Below are 17403 nucleotides of genomic sequence, written 5' to 3'. Positions count from 1 at the left end.
GGTGTCAATTATCATCGGAAATTTCCGATGGATTGACCAGGCTCAGCCGCCTGGCCGCGGGGCGCCCGGTCGCGCTGGGCGCAACAAACTTCGCCTGCGAGCCGGTTTCCCCTTGCCGATCAGGCAACAATCCGCACATCAGGGTGCAATGCTGCGCCAGTACGAACTTGTTGAGAGGGTCAAGGCCTACGACCCGGACGCCGATGAGGGGCTGCTGAATCGCGCCTATGTCTACACTGTGCAGAAGCACGGGGCGCAGAAGCGCGCATCGGGCGATCCCTATTTCAGCCACCCGATCGAAGTGGCGGGGCTGATGACGGACCTGAAGCTCGATCAGGAAACCATCATCACCGCCCTGCTGCACGACACGGTGGAAGATACGCTCGTCACGATCGAGGATATCGAGGCGAATTTCGGGCCGAAGGTGGCGCGGCTGGTCGATGGCGTGACCAAGCTGTCCAAGATCGAGCAGATGGCGGAGAACGAGCGCGCGGCGGAAAACCTGCGCAAGTTTCTGCTCGCCATGAGTGAGGATCTGCGCGTGCTGCTGGTGAAGCTGGCGGACCGGCTGCACAATATGCGCACGCTGCATTTCATCCGCAGCCCGGAAAAGCGCCGCCGCATCGCCCGCGAGACGATGGATATCTATGCCCCGCTGGCGGAGCGGGTGGGCATGTATGAATATATGCGCGAGATGCAGCTGCTGGCTTTCGAGCAGCTGGAGCCGGAAGCCTATGCCACGATCACCGGCCGGCTCGCCCAGATCCGCAGCCAGGAAGGCGGGCAGGTCGATGCGATCGCGCTGGAAATCAAGCACGCCCTGTCGGATGCCGGCATACGGGCGGAAGTGTGGGGCCGGGAAAAGCACCCCTATTCCATCTGGCGCAAGATGGCGGAGCGGCACGTCAGCTTCGAACAGATTTCTGACATCATGGCCTTCCGCGTCGTTACCGAGACGGCGGAGGACTGCTATCGCGCAATCGGCGTGCTGCACCAGGCGTGGCAATTCGTCCCCGGCCGCTTCAAGGATTACATCTCCACCCCCAAGAACAATGGCTATCGCAGCCTCCACACCGCGCTGATCTATGGCAAGTCCATGCGCGTGGAGGTGCAGATCCGCACGCGCGAGATGCACCGGCGCAACGAGTTCGGCCTGGCCGCGCACTGGGCCTACAAGCAGGGTGACCGGCCGGACGGGCAGGTGGGCTGGCTGCGCGACCTGATCGAGATCGTGGATGCCAGCCAGGATCCCGAAGAGCTGCTGGAGCATACGAAGCTGGCGATCTACCAGGATCGCATCTTCGCCTTCACCCCCAAGGGCGCGCTGTTCCAGCTGCCCAAGGGGGCAACGCCGGTCGATTTCGCCTTCGCCGTCCACACCGATCTGGGCGCGCAGACGGTCGGCGCCAAGATCAACGGGCGGCACATGCCCCTGCGCACGCCGCTGAACAATGGCGATGTGGTGGAGATCATCAAGGGCGCCACTGCGGAGCCGCAGCTGAGCTGGCTGGGCTTCGTCGTCACCGGCAAGGCGCGCGCTTCCATCCGCCGCGCCGTGCGTGCCAAGGAACGGGCGGAAGTGGCCGCCATCGGCCGCAAGCTGTTCGACGAGATCGTGGAGCAGATTCCAGTGAAGGTGGGCAAGAAGGCGATTGCCTCCGCGCTCGAACGGCTGGAGCTGGAGGATGAGGAAGACCTGATGCACGCGATCGGCGCCGCCAAGCTGCCCGATCGCGAGGTGATGGAAGCGCTGGTGCCCGGCAGCACGGCCGACCTGCCGGAAGAACCCGCGCGCGGGAAGGCGATCTCGATCAAGGGGCTGACCCCTGGGATGGCCTTCGATCTCGCCGAATGCTGCCACCCGCTGCCGGGCGACCGGATCATCGGCCTGCGCCGCAAGGGCAGCGGGGTGGAGGTTCACGCCATCGACTGTCTCGAACTCGCCAATGGCGTGGATGCGGACTGGGTCGATCTTTCGTGGGGCGAACGGTCGCAGGGTGCGGTTGGGCGGCTGCGCGTCGTGCTTTATCATCGCCCCGGCACGCTGGCCGAGATGGCCGGCATCCTCGCGCGCAACCACGCCAATGTCATCAACCTCGAACTGACCGAGCGGGACGATCCGTTTCACACCTATATCATCGACCTGGAGGTGCAGGATCTCGCCCATATGGCGCGGATCGTCAGCGCGCTGCGCGCCAGCGATTCCGTGGCGGAGGCGGACCGCGTCTAAAGCAGGTCGAGCGCGATCTCGACATCTTCGCCGTCCTCCAGCCCCTCGGCACGGCAGACGGGTGCCTTCACCGCCATGAACCAGGATTCCCGCCCCTTCTGCGGGAAGACGGAGGTGCTCCAGCTCGTCTCGCCCACCTGCGCGGTGACCTTCACCGATCCGAAGCCGCGCCGCTTGCCCAGCTCCAGCCGCCGCATGAGCTCGTGCCCCGCCACCGCGTCTCCCGCATCCGGCGGCAGGATGACGAAGGCCACGGAACTGCTCTCCGCTTCATTGGTCCACCGCTGCAGCGGCGCCCGGAAGCGGAGGGCGGATGCGCTCATTCCGGCGCCTTGCGGATCGGCACGGGCGCGTTGCACACATCCACGCCCCCTGCGGGCACCTGGTAGAAACTGTCCTTCCGGTTCGCGCGCAGGCCCAGATAGCGGGCGAAGCTCTTGCTGGCGGTATCGAGATATTCGAAGCTCGGCCGCTCCGCCTCGGGCAGGTCGCTCGCCATGCGCACGGACAGGATCGGCACGCGCCGCGCGGGATCGGCATAGACGCCCGCCTCGCCGCGTCCGCGCGGGAGGGTGGCGAGATGCTCGATCCCCTCGATCACGCGGCCGACCACGGCGATGTTGCGATCGAGCTGACGCGGGGCATGGCCGATCACCGCATACAGCTCGCTGCCGCTGCCCGTGTCCGGCGAAAGGTCGCGCGCGACGCCCACGGCGCCATAGCAATGCACCGGCCATGCCGTGCGCCCGTCTTCCTCGCCCAGTCCGACCGGCCAGCCGGCGACGAAGCCGGTGACCGCGTAAGGGTCGAGCCAGCGGTTGACCACGATCTCCTCCCGCTCCGGCGTCAGCACGAAGTCGCGGCCTTCGGCATCCCCCGCCTCAGTGGCGGTGACATAGGCGGCTTCTGGGACTTCGATCAGGCCGGGCGGCAGCGGCTTTTCCTCATCACCGCCCCACTGCGCCACCCAATTGTCCACCACGCGATAGACGCTGGTCCCGTCCCACCAGCGCGCCGCCACAAGCTGGCGAATATTGCTGGTCCAGCCGGCGCTGAACGGGGCGGGCAGCAGCTGGATCACCACGCGGCGGGGCGAACCCGCCGCATCGGCGGCGAGGTCCATCACCAGCAGATCGGTGGAGGCGATCGGCCGCCATTCCTCTGCGGGGGCGGCGGCGATTACGGCATCCGGCGTCAGCGGCGCCTCCTGCGCGGCGGCGGCGGCGGACATCAGGGCGAGGGCGGCGGCGGCCGGCGCGAACATCTTCATGCGCCGATCCTGCCCTTATCCCGCGGCTTCCTCAAGCGCATGCATCGCTTCGTCCGACAGGCCGAAATGATGGCCCACCTCGTGGATCAGCACATGCGCCACCAGATGCTCCAGCGTCTCGTCCCCGCGCATGGCCCATTCGTCCAGGATCGGGATGCGGAACAGGCGAATGCGGTCGGGCATGGTGCCGGAATGGTCGATGCTCTTCGCGCCGAGCGGCAGGCCTTCGTACACCCCCGTCAGCTCGAAGGGATCGTCGAGGCCGAGGTCCGCGAGCAGGTCCTCATCCGCGAAATCTTCCACCTGCAGCAGCACGTCACCCAGGTGGTCGGCGAACTGCGCTGGCAGCTGCGCCAGGGCGGCGCGGGCCAGATCTTCGATCTCCTGCGCCGTGGGCGCCTTGCCGAAAGTACGGGTCATTCGCCAGCGGATAGGGCTGCGGCGCAATTACCGCAAGCGAGCCGCTTGCCTTGGCGCCACGTCACGGCTAGGTGCGCCCCTCCAAAGGGCATGCGGAGCGGTGGCCGAGTGGTCGAAGGCGCACGCCTGGAAAGTGTGTATACGGCAAAACCGTATCGAGGGTTCGAATCCCTCCCGCTCCGCCATAATCCCGACCTCCACATCTGATTTAGGCCACGAAATCCAGGGATGTCCTTGGCTTATGGCGAATTCCTCTCCCCTCGCGTCCATGCTGGATCCGGGCGGGTGCTGAAGAACGGCAATGCCGCGACTTCGGAACGGCGGCTATGTCGGCGTTGCACGCCGATCTTTGGACATCCCCTTCATCCGCTCAAGCCTCGCAAGGCTTCCGATGCGGATTTTGGGAGCGTGAGGATGTCCAGACAGCTGCCATGACAGCCGCGAGGCCGATGACAGCTGCGACGGCCCCGGCCAGCGCCACGGCGCGGTAACCGAGCCCCGCAGCGATCACGCCGCCACCGATCCCGGCGCCAATTGCGTTGCCGAGGTTGAATGCGCCGATATTGACGGCCGAAGCCAGATTGGGCGCTTCGGCTGCAGCGGTCATCACCCGGACCTGAAGCGGCGGGACGAGCGCGAAGCTGGCCACGCCCCACAGGAAGACGAGGATCGCGGTGGGCGCAGAGAACGGCATCAGGACGGCGAAGGCGACGAGAACCAGCGCCAGCCCCGCTAGCGTCACCATCAAGGTGCGATCGACCGAGCGGTCCGCGAAGATTCCGCCCAGCCAGTTGCCCACCGTCAGCCCGACGCCATAGGTCACGAGCATCGCGGTCACGAAGCCGAGCGAGGCATGCGTTTCCGCGCGCAGGATCGGCGCGATATAGGTGAACACGGTGAACATCGCACTCGATCCGATGACGGTGAGCGCCAGTGCGGCGAGCACGGAACCGCGCTTCAGCACGCGCAGTTCGGCGAGGGCGTTGCCGCCGTCGGGCGCGGGCATTCCGGGCAGGGTCAGCCGCAGCGCAACCATGGTCGCAACGCCCAGTCCGGCAATTCCCCAGAACGACATCCGCCAGCCCAGATGCTCGCCCGCCAAGGTGGCGAGTGGTACGCCGACGACATTGGCGATGGTCAGCCCCATGAACATCGCGGCGACCGCGCCGGCCTTACGCTCCGGCGGCACCAGGCTGGCGGCGACGATCGACCCCACGCCGAAGAAGGCGCCGTGATTGAGCGAGGTGAGGAGCCTGGCTGCCAGCAGCATTCCATATCCGGTCGAGATCGCGGCTAGCAGGTTGCCAAGGGTGAAGATGGCGGCGAGCGCGATGAGCAGCGTGCGGCGCGGCACCCGGCCTGTGGTCAGGGTCATCAGCGGCGCGCCGAGCATCACGCCGAGTGCATAGGCACTGATGAGCAGCCCTGCGGTCGGGATCGACACGCCGAGATCGCCGGCGATGACCGGCAGCAGGCCCATCGGGGCAAACTCGGTCACGCCGATACCGAACGCGCCGATCGAAAGGGCAACGAGGCCGGGATTCAGTTTCAAGGCGTTCACTCCGCTCAGACCATGGGGGGATTGAGCAGGGCGAAGCCATCCTGCTGACGATAGGGTGTATGTGGATAAGGCGGCACGACGGCGCTTGCCGCGTCGAGCAGGGCCGTCTGTTCGGGGGTCAGGGTCCAGCCGATAGCCCCCAGATTGTCGCGCAGCTGCGCCTCGTTCCGCGCGCCGATGATGACGGAGGAGACGGTCGGCCGACCCAGTAGCCAGTTGATCGCGATTTGCGGCACCGACCTTCCTGTTTCGTTCGCGACCGCCTCCAGCGCGTCAATCACACGATAGAGATGATCTTCCGCGACGGGGGGTGCGAACTGCTCCGTCTCGTGCAGGCGGCTGCCCGGCGGGATCGGCCGGTCGCGCCCGATCCTGCCCGTCAGCCGTCCCCAGCCGAGCGGGCTCCACACCAGCGCTCCGATCCCCTGATCGGCCGCGAGCGGCATCAGATCCCACTCATATGCCCGCCCGATCAGGGAATAATAGACCTGATGGGCGACAAGGCGCGGCCAGCCATGGCGGTCTGCTGCGGCCTGGGCTTTCATCACCTGCCAGCCCGGATAGTTGGAGACGCCGGCATAGCGCAGCTTGCCCGCCGCAATCAGCATGTCGAGCGTGCCCATCACCTCTTCCACCGGTGTATGCGCATCAAATGCATGAAGCTGCAGCAGATCGATATGGTCCGTGCCCAGGCGGTGCAGCGAGGCGTCGACCGCGCGGATCAGCCTTGCACGGGACGCGCCCCAATCCTGCGGGCCATCGCCCATCGGCAGGCCGGTCTTCGTGGAGATCATGACCGCGTCGCGCCGGCCTTTGATCGCTGCACCCAGCACCTCTTCCGACGCGCCATTGGAATAGACGTCGGCCGTGTCGAACAGGGTTACGCCTGCATCGAGGCAGATATCGATCAAGCGGCGTGCCTCGGCAGCGTCGCTCTGCCCCCAGGCGCTGAACAGCCGACCCTTGCCGCCGAAGGTCCCCGCGCCGAAACTCAAGGCCGGCACGCGCAAGCCCGAACCCCCCACTTGGCGATAATCCATGATCGACCTCTTCTATTGCGATTTCAACGCATAGATGGACGAGGGAGAACTGCTATTGTAGTGCGCGTCCGGGCCAAGGATCTTTGCGATGAGCGCAAAAATAGCGGAGGGCGGCGATCGAGCGCGCGCCATGGAGATATTCGTCGCGGCGATCGACAGGGGGAGTTTTTCCGCAGCCGGCCGTGCCCTCGGCCTGACGCCCTCGGCGGTCAGCCGCACTGTCGACAGGATCGAGGCGCGGCTTGGCGTCAGGTTGTTGCTCCGCTCGACGCGGGCGCTCACGCCGACCGCGGAGGGCCTCGCCTACCTCCAGGCCGCGCGCCGCATCCTTGCCGATCTTGACGATAGTGAGCAGCAGATCGCCGATCAGGGCGTGCCGCGCGGACGCCTGCGGATTAGCGCGGCCCTGTCGCACGGGCGGCTCTGCGTCGTGCCCTTGCTCGGCCGCTTCGCACAGGCCTATGCGCATATTCTGGTCGACATCGCCCTGACCGACGCTCTGGTCGACGTGGCGGCGGGGCAGGCCGATGTGGCGATCCGCTTCGGCCCGCTTGCCGATAGCGCCCTGACCGCGCGTAGACTGGGCGAAAGCCGCCGCGTCATCGTCGCCTCGCCCGATTACCTGGCCCGTGCCGGTACCCCGCGCGTGCCGGAAGATCTGCACGGGCACAATTGCCTGAATTTCAACTTTCGCCGCAGCGAGCCGGTCTGGCCGTTCATGCGCGATGGCGAGGAGTTCAGCCTCGCCATGAAGGGAAGCATCGAGGCGAATAATGGCGAGACGCTGGGCCAGCTGGCCGCGCAGGGCGTCGGCATAGCGCGCGTCGGCGCGTTCAGCGTCGCTAACGAGATCGCGAGCGGCGAACTTGTGGCTTTGCTGGAGGATTTTAACCCGGGCGACGTTGAACAGATCAATGCGGTATTCGTCGGCGGCGCCAACCTCCCGGCACGCGTGCGCGTATTCGTCGACTTCCTGAGCGCGAATATGCGTTAGGATAGCCTCAGTTTTCGCCTGTGGCCTTCGCCAAACTACGGCAGAGTGCTACTTTTCAAGTGTTGTTTTCGCCGGTCAGCTGCTAGCGCGTTTTGCATGTTTCGGCGTTGTGCCCGCACTTTGCTATTGCAGCTACTCACGCTGTGCACTGCACTCGGTGTCCTCTGGGCGCCGGTAGCGGAAGCCGCCGAATGCGCCGACGAGCCCACGGTAGCGTCCCTCCTGGAGCAGCATGACGAATCTGGGGATGAAGGGCGGGAACTGGAGAAGCATGGCGTCTGTGCACATGGTCATTGCCATCATGCATCGCATGCCGTCGGCACGTCCTTTAAATCCTTTGCCCCGGGCTCGGTTGTGACCGTGCTCCATGCGGCAGACCAACCCTGGTTCGATTCCGGTCTGGCGGAACTGGCCACACCCCCTCCTCGCGACTGACGTTCGCCGCGCGCCGGATCTTTTTCCGACGCCGATCTGAACGTCAGCAGAGGAACTCCCATCCATGTTCGCCATTTCTTGGCGAGCGGTCCCCTTCGGGGGGCTGATACTCGCCCTGTCCACGGGACCTGCCAGTGCGCAGGACCCGCGTCTCGTCACGCTCGACGATGCCCTTGAACTTAGCGGGGTTGCCGAACAGGCCGATACCCGAGTCACCAATCCCCGCCTCCTGGGCCCCCGCGCAGAATCCGAGGCGGCGGCGGCTCTTGTCGACCAGGCTCGCCTCAGGCCCAATCCCGAGGTGTCCTTCGAAGTCGAGAACGTTGCCGGCAGCGGCGCGTTCTCCGGCCTCCAGTCGACCGAGTATACGCTCTCTGTCGGCCAGCGCTTGGAACTCGGCGGAAAGCGCTCTGCACGGGTCGGCGCGGCCGAGGCCCAGGCAGAACTGGCCTCTCTCAGAGCTGAGCTGACCGAGGCGGAACTGGGCCAATTGGTGCGCGAGCGCTACCTGCTTGCTGTTGCCGCAGCCGCTCGTGTGGAACTCGCTGAGGATGTGGTTGCGCGAGGCGAGGAACTCGCGCGCATAGGCGGTGTCCTGGTCGAAGTGGGGCGTGAGCCGCCCCTGCGCGCTCTGCGCGCGGACGCAGCACTGGCGGAGGCGCGGGCGCGTCTGGTGGAGGCCAAGGCAGAGAGTCTGTCGGCCCGTACGGCGCTCGCCGCGCTGTGGGCTTCATCCGAGGCGCCGCTAGTTCCGGCCGACTTTCCGAACATCATCCCGCCCGAGCCATTGATGTCCCCAGCAACGGAAAGCCTTAACTATCGGGTTGCGCGTGCTGAGAGCGCGGCCGCAGCGGCGGAGATCGAGCGGCAGCGAAGCTTGGGTACGCCGGATCCCACGGTCTCTGCAGGCGTGCGGCGTTTCGAGGAGAGCGGTGACAACGCATTCCTGATCGGCGTGTCGATTCCTCTTCCCTTTCGCGATCGGAACCAGGGCAATATCGCGGCTGCGGAAGCCCGATTGCGCGCGGCGAACGCGCGCGAAGCCGTTGCGCGCGTGGATCACGAGCAATCCGTCGCCACGGCCCGGGCGAGGTATCTTGGTGCCGGAGCGCGTGTCGAGACTCTGTCGCAGACATCGCTCCCGCAGGCGGAGGAGGCGCTGCGCCTCGTCCGCATCTGACACGAACAAAGCTGGCGATCCTCGCCGTGACCGCGATCGGTGCCCTGGCGCTGATCTTCTGGCCGACCCCCGAGGTCAGCGACCATGCGCAGGAGGCAGCCGGCACCGCGACACCCGAGGGGGTGGTCACACTGAGCGAGGAGCAAATCAGGGAGGCCGGGATAGAGCTGGCAACCGTGCGGGCCGGAACTGCTGTGGAACTCGTCTTCCCGGCAACGGTCGCGGCGAGCCCGACGGCTTCCGCACGTATCGACGCCCGCGCCTCGGGGGTGGTCCGCTCGGTGGGTAAGACGCTGGGCGACTATGTTTCACGCGGCGAGACGGTTGCCCGTATTGAGAGCGCCGATGCCGCTGCTCTCGCATCGCAGCTCAGCACGGCGCGCACCCGGGTCACCGAGCTGTCCGCCGCCTACGATCGCGAACGACGCCTGTTCGAAGCGAATGTCACGGCCCGCCAGGATCTTGAGGCCGCGCAGGCAAATCTCAGTGTGGCACGCTCGGAATTGCAGCGGGCGCAGGCCGCGGTCGCCGCGGCTGGCGTAAGTGGTGATGGCCTTTCGCTGGCCGTGACCTCACCGCTGTCCGGAAGGGTCACGGCCGCACCGATCGTGCTCGGGGCTTTCGTGGATACAGGCGAGGAACTTTATCGCGTAGTGGATCCGAACGGCCTGCAGGTCGAAGTGGCACTGCCTTCGGCCGAAGCCTCCCGCATCCAACCTGGCGACGAGGCCGTGCTGATCGTCGGCGATGGTCGCGAGATCGGGGCCCAGGTGCGTTCGGTCACTCCCTCGCTCGATCCGGAAAGCCGCAGTGCCACCGCGGTTCTGTCGCTCTCGCGCGGGGTTCCGGGTCTTCAGCCGGGCGCGTTCCTGCAGGCGCGGATCACGCCTGCAGGCGAGGTGGATCGCAACCGCACCACCGTTCCCGAGGACGCCGTCCAGGTTCTCGAAGGACGAGATGTCGTGTTCGTCCGCACCACGAGCGGTTTCCGGGCTCGCGAGGTCAAGGTCGGGATCCGGTCCGCAGGGCAGGTGACGATCCTCTCTGGCCTGGAGGAGGGATGGCGCATCGCCACCGGTAACGCCTTCCTGCTCAAGGCGGAACTGGAGAAGGAGGGCGCGAACCATGGGCACTGAGGCAGAACCCGCACCCACAGCGGAGACCCACTCTGACACTGGCAGCCATCGCCCGGGCCTGATCGGGGCGATCCTCGACATCGCCGTGCGGTTCCGCTGGGCGGTCATCGTCCTCACCGCCTTCGCCGCGATGTACGGCACCATGAATCTCCTGCGCCTGCCGATCGATGCGGTGCCGGACATCACCAACACGCAGGTGCAGATCAACACCAGCGCCCCGGCGCTCTCCCCCTCGCAGGTCGAGACGCAGGTGACCTTCCCGATCGAGACCGGTCTGGCGGGGATCGAGGGGCTCGAGATGACCCGCTCCATCTCGCGCAATGGCTTCAGCCAGGTCACCGCGATCTTCGAGGAAGGCACCGACATCTACTTCGCGCGCCAGCAGGTGAACGAACGGCTGGCACCGATCGGAGCATCGCTGCCAGAAGGAGCAGAACCCACGATGGGGCCGATTTCTACCGGTCTCGGCGAAGTGCTGATGTATACGATCGAATACGAGTATCCGGCAGGCCGCGGAGCGCCGAAGGGAGGGCGAACAGGCTGGCAAGCGGACGGGAGCTTCATCACGGAGCGGGGTGACCGTCTGGATACCGAGGTCGCCAGGGCCGCCTATTTGCGCACGGTGCAGGACTGGGTGGTGGCTCCGCTCATGCGCTCCATCGATGGCGTTGCCGGCGTGGATTCGATCGGTGGCTACGAGAAACAGTTCCTCGTTCAGCCCGATCCCGCCCGTCTCACCGGCTATGGCCTGTCGTTCGATTCCCTGATCGAGGCATTGGAAGCGGCGAACCTCGCCGTGGGCGCCAACTTCGTCGATCGTGCCGGGGAGGCGCTTCTCGTTCGCGTGGATGCGCGGCTTGGCGGCACGCAAGACATCGAGCAGGCCGTCATCGCCACCCGTGGGGGCGTTCCGATCCGCATCGCAGATGTCGCGACGGTGCGCATCGGGGGCGATCTGCGGACCGGCGCCGCTTCTCTCAATGGCGAGGAGGCGGTCGTGGGCACCGTCCTGATGCGAAGCGGCGAGAACAGCCGGACCGTGGCTGCGGGATCTGCCGAGCGGCTGGACGAAGTGCGCGCCTCCCTGCCTGCCGGCGTGGTCGCCGAGATCGTCTACAACCGGTCGTCACTCGTGGATGCGACCATTGCCACGGTGGAGAAGAACCTTGTCGAGGGCGCGCTGCTGGTGATCGCCGTGCTGTTCCTGCTGCTCGGCAGCATCCGTGCAGCGATCATTGCCGCGCTGGTCATTCCGATATCCATGCTGATGGCCGCCGTGGGCATGAACAGGCTGGGCGTTTCGGGCAATTTGATGAGCCTGGGGGCGCTGGACTTCGGCCTCATAGTCGATGGCGCTGTCATCATCGTCGAGAACAGCGTCGCGCGGCTTGCCGCCAGACAGCACCGCGAGGGCCGACTGCTAAGCCTCGGCGAGCGGTTGACCGAAACGCGAATGGCCGCGCAAGAGATGATCAAGCCGACCGTCTACGGCCAGGCGATCATCCTGCTCGTCTATGCTCCGCTTCTTACCTTCACGGGTATCGAGGGCAAGACGTTCTCGCCGATGGCTATCACGGTCATGCTGGCGCTCGCCTCGGCCTTCGTGCTGTCGCTGACCTTCGTTCCGGCGATGATCGCAGTGCTCCTCAATCGCAGGCTGACCGAGAAGGAGGTAAAGCCAGTCCGGGTCCTGAAGGAATGCTATGGCCCGGCGGTGCGCCGCGCGATCGCGCGGCCATGGCCCGTGATCGGAGCGGGTGCCGGGCTTTTCGCCCTGGCGGGTTTCGTGTTCACCTTCCTCGGCAGTGAGTTCACGCCCCAGCTCGACGAACGGGATATCGCGGTGCAATCACTGCGGATTCCCTCGACCTCGCTCGAACGCTCACTCGCCATGCAGCGCCGGGTGGAGGACAGGATCGAGCAATTCCCACAGGTGGAGCTGGTCTTCTCCCGCACGGGGACGGCGGAGGTGGCGAGCGATCCGATGCCGCCGAACGCCTCCGACGCTTACGTCATCCTGAAGCCGCGCGAGGAATGGCCCGATCCCGACCTGCCCAAGGACGAACTCGTCGCGCAGATGGAGGAATCGCTGAGCGGTCTGGTCGGCAACCTCTACGAGTTCAGCCAACCCATCGAACTGCGTTTCAACGAGCTGATCGCGGGGGTCCGCGGTGACGTTGCAGTCAAGCTCTACGGCGACGACCTGACCGTGCTGACCCGGTCGGCGGATGAAGTCGCGGAGGTACTACGGGGAGTGGAGGGTGCTGCTGACGTCAAGGTCCAGCAGGTTACGGGCTTCCCGACGCTCGACATCGTCTTCGATCGTCCGATGATCGCTCGCTACGGCCTGACCGTGGAGGATGTTGCACAATCCGTGGCCATCGCGCTGGGCGGTCGCCCTGCCGGACTGGTGTTCGAGGGTGACCGCCGCTTCGACGTCGTCGTGCGGCTCGAGGACGCGACCCGCGACGAGTTCGATCAGCTCGGCGCCCTGCCCATCGTTCTGGAAGGCGGGGTCACGGTTCCGCTCCGCACGCTGGCGGATTTCCAGGTGGTCGATGGTCTCGCCGAAGTTCGGCGTGAGCAGGGTCGCCGGCTGGTGATCGTATCGGCGAACGTGCGCGAGCGCGATCTCGGTTCGTTCGTGGAGGAGGCCCGCGCCCGCGTCTCCGAGAGCGTCGAACTGCCCGCCGCGTCCTTCATCGAATGGGGTGGGCAATACCAGAACCTTCAGGCCGCGCAGGCGAGGCTCGCTCTCGTGGTTCCGGTCTGCTTCGCGCTGGTGCTGCTGCTGCTGTTCATGGCGCTGGGCGGTTGGATTCCGGCGCTTGCGGTCTTCAGTGCGATCCCGATGGCGCTGGCGGGCGGGGTCTTCGCCCTCGCCCTGAGGGGAATGCCATTTTCGGTGTCCGCCGCAGTGGGCTTCATCGCCCTCTCGGGCGTCGCGGTGTTGAACGGGCTCGTGATGATGACGGCGATACGCCAGCGCCTGGACAGGGGCATGTCGCTCGACGACGCGATCTCCGACGGTGCGTTGCAGAGGCTGCGTCCAGTGCTGATGACCGCATTGGTCGCCTCGCTCGGGTTCGTGCCCATGGCCCTTGCAACCGATACTGGCGCTGAGGTGCAACGCCCGCTGGCGACGGTCGTAATCGGCGGACTGGTCACCGCGACCGCGCTCACGCTCTTCATTCTGCCCGCGATTGCCCGGCTGGTACTGCTGCGTAGCTACAGCCCACCATTGCACGATCCAGCACGATGGTATCGCAAGGAGACATCGTAATTACGACGAGTATCTCCTTCCGCCTTCAATGAACGTCCGTGCGGCTTCGCTCGCGCCTGGCGAAGTGCCGGACGAGGTCCATCCGGGCTATCCGGGCCTCGTCCTGGTTGGCGGCCGAGCCATCACGCGCCGGAGCCGCAGGGCCGCGCATCAGTCGCGCCACATCTCGGGGACGTGCGCCGAGGGTGGGATGTCGAGGACGGAGGAGGGGCCGCTACGCAACGGCGCGAAGCGCTCTTGCGCCGCACGCAGACGGGCCTGCATGGCGGCGACCACGTCCGGGTGGAGCGAGGCTACCGAGTAGTCCTCGCCCACCATCCTCGTATCGTAAAGCTGCGGATAGCCGCGCCCGCGCATGGGCATCATCAGATTGCGGTAATAGACGGCATCGAGATACTTCCAGTGCTGCGTGCGCAGGCCGACGACATCCTCATCGTTGAACAGGAGCAATTCCTCGTGGGGCGAGGCGGCGCTGCGGAGGAGCACCTCGGTCAGGTCCCGCCCGTCGAGCTCGACGCCGGCGGGCGGGGACATGCCGCCCATCGCGCACAGCGTTGGCAGCCAGTCGATACCCATGGCGATGGAGTCGCAGCGGCGCCCATGCGGGATCGTACCCGGCTGGCTGACGATCAGCGGCACCCGCGAGGCACCGTCATAGGCGCCGCCGCCCTTGCGCTCGCGCAGCGGGCCCGGTGAACCTTCGAACCATGGGCCGTTGTCGGAGGTGAACACCACCATCGTGCGGCGGGAGAGGCCGAGCGCCTCGAGCCTGTCCATGATCCGGCCGACGATCGCGTCGACCTCCGCGACGGCATCGCCGTATGCGCCCGCGCGCGACTGGCCGGCGAACGGTTCGGGGGGGTAATTCGGCAGATGCGGCTGGCTCAACGCTAGGGTGAGGAAGAACGGCTGTTCTGCATGATCCTCGATAAAGCGCTCGGCACGATTGGCGAATTGCTGCTGCAGCTGCACGTAGTCGACCGGCATTTCCTCAAGTCGGTCGCCCGTATCCTCCCATAGGCTCAGCGGTGACATGTCGTGGCTGTACTGGATGCCGTAGAACAGGTCGAAGCCGTGTTTGCTCGGCGGCCAGGCCTCCGTGCCCGGATTGCCCAGATGCCATTTGCCTATGAGCGCGGTTGCGTAGGCCGGCCGCAGCGCTTCGGCGATGGTCGTCTCCGCCAGCGGCAGCCCGCGCTTTTCGTTCTGCATGATGACCCCGCGTGCGAGGCCGGTGCGGATCGGGTAGCGTCCCGTCAGGTAGCCCGCACGCGACGGCGTACACAAGGTCGCCGGCGCATAGTAATCGGTCAGCACCGATCCCTGCCGGGCAAGCCGCGACAGGTTGGGCGTGCGGATGGTCGTGCCGCCGGTGGGTTCGATGTCTCCGTAGCCGAGGTCGTCGACGTAGAAGACGACAAAATTGGGGCGCTCCCCTCGCGTGGTGGCGAGTGCTGCGCCGGGCAGCAGTACGGCACTTGTAGCGGCCGCGCGTAGCAGGCTCCGCCGAGCGATTCTGACCATGTCCCTCATCCCCGAAGATCAAGCCGCAAGGGCGTGATCGTTTGTTTTGACAACACTGTCATACCCGGCATAGCGTCAAGATCAATGCAATAGCGCCTCTCATGGCGACGGGGGTCAAGGGAGAGGCGCAGGATCCGGCTGCCGTATGCCGAGCGCGACCTGTTGTTGGTGCGCGCGGGTAATGCCGCCGGTCGATCTTTGACTAAAATGCAATCGTGTCTAGGTTCGGCGGAAAGCGAATTCCTGCTCGGAAAGTCCGGGCTGGAAGGGGGAGTGGAAAGCAGATTTCGATGAACGTGCCGCCAGACGCGTCCTCACACAAGCGCACCGGACCTGCCCGCATGATCGATGTGGCGGATCTCGCCGGTGTCTCTCTCAAAACGGTCTCCCGGGTTATCAATGACGAGCCGCACGTCTCGCCGGCGCTGCGCGGCAAGGTCGAGGATGCGATCCGCCGGCTCGACTACGTACCCGATACGGCCGCCCGTTCGCTAGGAGGGGGGCGCACCTTCACCGTGGGTGTGCTGTTCGACAATCCAAGTCCCAACTACACGATGGGCATCATCGAGGGCGCTTATCGCGCCTGTCTCAGCAGCGGATACCATCTGCGCATCGACCACATGGACTCCTCGCTTGAACCCGCCTTGGTGCGGGCGCAGCTCGATGCAATTTTCCGCAACAGCCGCACTGACGGTTTCGTGCTCACCCCGCCGCTGACCGATGAGCCGATGGTGCTCGACCACTTCGACAATCTGGGCGTGCGCTACGTGCGGATTGCACCGGCTGACACCAGCAACCGTTCGCCTGGCGTCTATATCGACGACGAGGAAGCGGGCGGGCGCGTGGCCCAGTATATGTGGGACCTCGGGCATAGGTCCTTCGGCATCGTCAACGGACCGAGCAGGCACAGCGCGTCGCGCAGGCGCCGCGCGGGATTCCTTGGCCGGCTGGTGGAACTGGCGCCACAGGCGACCGTGGCCGAGGCGTCGGGTGAGTTTCAATTCGCCGGCGGTATCGCGGGAGGCGCCAGGCTGCTTTCGCATGACGACCGCCCCACCGCCATCTTCGCCACGAATGACGACATGGCGGCTGGCGTGATGGTGGCCTGTGCCCAGGCTGGCCTGACCGTGCCCGACGACATCTCGGTGGTCGGTTTCGACGACAGCTGGGTGGCGCGCTCGGTGTGGCCCTACCTCACCACCGTTGCGCAGCCGATCGCTGACATGGCCGCCACCGCCGTGCGTCTGCTGCTCGACCGCAAGAGACCGGTCAACGGGCCCGAACTGCACAAGCTGGACTACCACCTGGTGGAACGGTCCTCGGTTGTCGCGCCCCCGCACGGACGCGGGCAGGGCTAGCGCCTGTCGCGCCGCACGCAGCGAAAGCCGATGTGGCTGGTGCTGGTGTCGATCATCTCCGGGTGCCGCGCGGCGGGCCGATAGCGGCGGCAGTAGCTCTCGGCACACAGGTGGGAGCCACCTTTGAGAACCTTGCGGCCGATTCGCACGCCCGGCTGCGCAGGATCGAAACTGTGCCGCAACACGCCGCCGCGAGGGTTGGAGATGGTGCAGCAGGCGCCCGCCCGCTCCTTCGTGATCGGCTGGTGGAGGCTCCACCAGTCAGCCGTCCATTCCCAGGTATTGCCGATCATGTCGAACAGGCCATAGCCGTTTGCCGGGTAGGTCCCCACCGGGGAGGTGCGTTCCCAGCCATCGCTGAGGTCGTTGCCGTGCGGGAAGGGGCCCTGCCAGTAATTGGCGAGCATCTTGCCCTCGGGGGCCAGCTGGTCGCCCCAAGCATAGGCGGTGCCCGCCAGCCCGCCTCGCGCTGCGTATTCCCACTCGGCTTCGGTCGGCAAGTCCTTGCCCGCCCAGGCCGCGTAAGCCTTACAGTCGGCATGGGCGACGTGGACCACAGGGTGATCCTCCAGCCCCTCGATATCGCTGTCGGGGCCGAGCGGATGGCGCCAGTCGGCGCCGAAGACGAAGCGCCACCAGTTTGCCGGATTCGCCAGGTCGACAGGGCCCTCGCTGCTGGTGAAGACGAGCGAGCCCGGTTGCGCCATCTCAGGCAACATGCCCGGGTAGTCCTTCGGATCGGGCGCGATCTCGGCAAGGGTGATGTGGCCGGTCTCCTCCACGAAACGCGCGAAGCGGCGGTTGGTGACGGGCTCGGCATCGATCCAAAAGCTGTCCACCTTGATCCGCCGGACCGGCTGCTCCTCGGGGTAGAAATCGTCCGATCCCATCGCGAAGGTACCACCCTCGATTCGCACCATCCCCTCGGGCGCCTCTGCACCCTGCGCCCGGGCGCGACCTGATCGACGCTTG

General features: G+C 66.1%; 13 protein-coding genes and 1 tRNA gene. 7 read left to right on the top strand and 7 right to left on the bottom strand.

Features of this window, described 5'->3' with window-relative positions:
* The first annotated feature begins 148 nt into the window (after nucleotides 1-148).
* On the top strand, nucleotides 149-2230 hold the full coding sequence (locus tag AEB_RS17255; protein WP_119084233.1) for a RelA/SpoT family protein: 2082 nt from the start codon (nucleotides 149-151) through the stop codon (nucleotides 2228-2230).
* On the opposite strand, the gene AEB_RS17250 is transcribed toward AEB_RS17255, so the two are convergent.
* The 3 genes from AEB_RS17250 to AEB_RS17240 are packed head-to-tail and all read right to left on the bottom strand — an operon-like array spanning nucleotide 2227 to nucleotide 3920.
* Nucleotides 2227-2553 (bottom strand): DUF1905 domain-containing protein, encoded by a 327-nt coding sequence (locus tag AEB_RS17250; protein WP_119084232.1) that lies wholly within the window; start codon nucleotides 2551-2553, stop codon nucleotides 2227-2229. The genes AEB_RS17255 and AEB_RS17250 overlap by 4 nt on opposite strands.
* Nucleotides 2550-3500: a peptidylprolyl isomerase gene (locus tag AEB_RS17245; RefSeq protein WP_119084231.1), complete on the bottom strand. Its 951-nt coding sequence runs from the start codon at nucleotides 3498-3500 to the stop codon at nucleotides 2550-2552. The genes AEB_RS17250 and AEB_RS17245 overlap by 4 nt, the downstream gene beginning before the upstream one ends.
* Before the next feature lie 15 nt (nucleotides 3501-3515).
* Nucleotides 3516-3920 (bottom strand): metallopeptidase family protein, encoded by a 405-nt coding sequence (locus AEB_RS17240; protein WP_119084230.1) that lies wholly within the window; start codon nucleotides 3918-3920, stop codon nucleotides 3516-3518.
* 94 nt (nucleotides 3921-4014) lie between these two features.
* Between AEB_RS17240 and AEB_RS17235 the strand changes: the two genes are divergently transcribed.
* Nucleotides 4015-4105 (top strand) — tRNA-Ser (locus AEB_RS17235).
* Between the two features lie 185 nt (nucleotides 4106-4290).
* On the opposite strand, the gene AEB_RS17230 is transcribed toward AEB_RS17235, so the two are convergent.
* Both AEB_RS17230 and AEB_RS17225 read right to left on the bottom strand, forming a co-directional pair.
* Nucleotides 4291-5472, bottom strand: coding sequence for an MFS transporter (locus tag AEB_RS17230; RefSeq protein WP_119084737.1), 1182 nt, complete (start codon nucleotides 5470-5472; stop codon nucleotides 4291-4293).
* Between the two features lie 14 nt (nucleotides 5473-5486).
* Nucleotides 5487-6521 carry an aldo/keto reductase gene (locus AEB_RS17225; protein WP_119084229.1) on the bottom strand — a complete coding sequence of 345 codons (1035 nt, stop codon included), beginning with the start codon at nucleotides 6519-6521 and terminating at the stop codon, nucleotides 5487-5489.
* 88 nt (nucleotides 6522-6609) lie between these two features.
* Here AEB_RS17225 and AEB_RS17220 point away from each other — a divergent pair, with 88 nt between their 5' ends.
* From AEB_RS17220 to AEB_RS17205, 4 genes are all read left to right on the top strand, one after another.
* Complete coding sequence (locus tag AEB_RS17220; RefSeq protein WP_119084228.1) at nucleotides 6610-7515, top strand: LysR family transcriptional regulator; 906 nt, start codon at nucleotides 6610-6612, stop codon at nucleotides 7513-7515.
* 499 nt (nucleotides 7516-8014) lie between these two features.
* Nucleotides 8015-9130 carry a TolC family protein gene (locus AEB_RS17215; RefSeq protein ID WP_119084227.1) on the top strand — a complete coding sequence of 372 codons (1116 nt, stop codon included), beginning with the start codon at nucleotides 8015-8017 and terminating at the stop codon, nucleotides 9128-9130.
* A gap of 26 nt (nucleotides 9131-9156) precedes the next feature.
* Nucleotides 9157-10266, top strand: a complete 1110-nt coding sequence (locus AEB_RS17210; RefSeq protein WP_231958809.1) for an efflux RND transporter periplasmic adaptor subunit — start codon at nucleotides 9157-9159, stop codon at nucleotides 10264-10266.
* Nucleotides 10267-10324: 58 nt separating this feature from the next.
* Entirely contained in the window at nucleotides 10325-13549 is a 3225-nt protein-coding gene (locus AEB_RS17205) for an efflux RND transporter permease subunit (RefSeq protein WP_119084736.1), read from the top strand.
* A gap of 150 nt (nucleotides 13550-13699) precedes the next feature.
* Here AEB_RS17205 and AEB_RS17200 read toward each other — a convergent pair whose 3' ends face one another.
* Complete coding sequence (locus AEB_RS17200; protein WP_119084225.1) at nucleotides 13700-15073, bottom strand: sulfatase-like hydrolase/transferase; 1374 nt, start codon at nucleotides 15071-15073, stop codon at nucleotides 13700-13702.
* Between the two features lie 290 nt (nucleotides 15074-15363).
* On the opposite strand from AEB_RS17200, the gene AEB_RS17195 reads away from it, so the two are divergent.
* Complete coding sequence (locus tag AEB_RS17195; protein ID WP_119084224.1) at nucleotides 15364-16431, top strand: LacI family DNA-binding transcriptional regulator; 1068 nt, start codon at nucleotides 15364-15366, stop codon at nucleotides 16429-16431.
* On the opposite strand, the gene AEB_RS17190 is transcribed toward AEB_RS17195, so the two are convergent.
* On the bottom strand, nucleotides 16428-17351 hold the full coding sequence (locus AEB_RS17190; RefSeq protein WP_119084223.1) for a formylglycine-generating enzyme family protein: 924 nt from the start codon (nucleotides 17349-17351) through the stop codon (nucleotides 16428-16430). The two genes, AEB_RS17195 and AEB_RS17190, sit on opposite strands and share 4 nt — an antisense overlap.
* Between the last annotated feature and the right edge of the window lie 52 nt (nucleotides 17352-17403).

Origin of the sequence: Altererythrobacter sp. B11, from assembly GCF_003569745.1 — a bacterium.
Lineage (GTDB): Bacteria > Pseudomonadota > Alphaproteobacteria > Sphingomonadales > Sphingomonadaceae > Croceibacterium_C.
The sequence above is the reverse complement of the archived record's forward strand: the minus strand, read 5'-3'. Positions and strand labels throughout refer to the sequence as shown.

What these genes read in the sequence shown, in the direction of transcription:
- AEB_RS17215 (WP_119084227.1), top strand. Translation starts at nt 8,015, where the DNA reads ATGTTCGCCATTTCTTGGCGAGCGGTCCCCTTCGGGGGGCTGATACTC.
- AEB_RS17190 (WP_119084223.1), bottom strand. Translation starts at nt 17,351, where the DNA reads ATGGTGCGAATCGAGGGTGGTACCTTCGCGATGGGATCGGACGATTTC.
- AEB_RS17195 (WP_119084224.1), top strand. Translation starts at nt 15,364, where the DNA reads ATGAACGTGCCGCCAGACGCGTCCTCACACAAGCGCACCGGACCTGCC.
- AEB_RS17240 (WP_119084230.1), bottom strand. Translation starts at nt 3,920, where the DNA reads ATGACCCGTACTTTCGGCAAGGCGCCCACGGCGCAGGAGATCGAAGAT.
- AEB_RS17255 (WP_119084233.1), top strand. Translation starts at nt 149, where the DNA reads ATGCTGCGCCAGTACGAACTTGTTGAGAGGGTCAAGGCCTACGACCCG.
- AEB_RS17250 (WP_119084232.1), bottom strand. Translation starts at nt 2,553, where the DNA reads ATGAGCGCATCCGCCCTCCGCTTCCGGGCGCCGCTGCAGCGGTGGACC.
- AEB_RS17225 (WP_119084229.1), bottom strand. Translation starts at nt 6,521, where the DNA reads ATGGATTATCGCCAAGTGGGGGGTTCGGGCTTGCGCGTGCCGGCCTTG.
- AEB_RS17200 (WP_119084225.1), bottom strand. Translation starts at nt 15,073, where the DNA reads ATGGTCAGAATCGCTCGGCGGAGCCTGCTACGCGCGGCCGCTACAAGT.
- AEB_RS17220 (WP_119084228.1), top strand. Translation starts at nt 6,610, where the DNA reads ATGAGCGCAAAAATAGCGGAGGGCGGCGATCGAGCGCGCGCCATGGAG.
- AEB_RS17245 (WP_119084231.1), bottom strand. Translation starts at nt 3,500, where the DNA reads ATGAAGATGTTCGCGCCGGCCGCCGCCGCCCTCGCCCTGATGTCCGCC.